Below are 1171 nucleotides of genomic sequence, written 5' to 3' on the forward strand. Positions count from 1 at the left end.
ATCTTGGTTCATGTTGTGGTTGTAGAAACAGAACGCATCACGGCCATCTTGCTTCACGCGGTACATCGCCATATCGGCACACGCCAACAGCTGCTCGGCGTTATCACCGTCGTCTGGGAAAACCGACATGCCGACACTGCCTGTCAGGAAAAACTCGTGATTATTCCAAACAAACGGTTCACTAAAGGCCGATAACACGCTCGAAGCAACGCGCTTCGCGGTATCGTTATCTGGTAAATCTGGAATCACCAACAGGAACTCATCCCCACCGATTCTGGCGAGCAAATCGGATTTTCTCGCGCCGTTTTGAAGACGCTGAGCACTGTGTTTGAGAATTTCATCCCCGACAAAATGGCCCATAGAATCGTTGATCTGTTTGAAGTGGTCCAAATCAATAAACATCACCAATACTTTTGAACCCGTACGAGATGCACGGATAAGCTCCAGCGCCAATCGTTCTGAGCCATAACTGCGATTTGGCAATTCTGTTAAGGTGTCGTATTTGGCTTGGAATGCGAGCTCTTTCTCCGATGCTTTTCGGCGCTCTATTTCTTTGGTGAGTTTGTGGTTTTGTTGAGAAAGAATATCTTTACGCTTTTTTTCTTCCTCAAGCTTAATCTTTAATTCCAATTTATTATTGTTTGCGATAAATGCATAACACAGCGCAATAACAATCATCACGGCGAGAATACTTAGCCCAAAAATAAAGAGTCGAGAAGTAAAAATATCTCGCTCGTTGAGCGGTTCAAACCATGCCATCAATTTAAAGTGATGTTGTTCCACTGGCACTTCGAAATATATTTTTCCATCCAAAACTTTAGAAAGAAAATGATTCTCATCTGCATTAGTGGTTGAATTTTTAGTGATGGAATCCCACACCACCATTTCAACATCTTTTATTTTTAGCACCATGCGACTGTAGCTGTCTTCGTGCTCTTGATTGGTTAATTGCTCAATAACAATATCTTTATTGATGTCCGCAATTAAAAAAGCCACTGGTTTCCCAGAAAATTTGACTTGCTTAATCACTTGAATCCGAATGTTGTCACCATCACGAGTGGCACAAACTTCTTCCGGATGCCCGTGTTGGGTCATCAAATCATGAATATCCATTGGCTTGAGATCTTTTGGGCCAGTCGTGACGATGGTTGTTCCGTCACTGCCCACCAGC

At 43.2% G+C, this 1171-nt stretch carries 1 protein-coding gene; it reads right to left on the reverse strand.

Going from position 1 to position 1171, the window contains the following annotated elements; genetic code table 11:
- Nucleotides 1-1171: GGDEF domain-containing protein (locus R8N49_RS24935; RefSeq protein ID WP_318190190.1), on the reverse strand; the 1171-nt coding region annotated here is incomplete at both ends.

This window comes from Vibrio sp. 1978 (assembly GCF_033344345.1).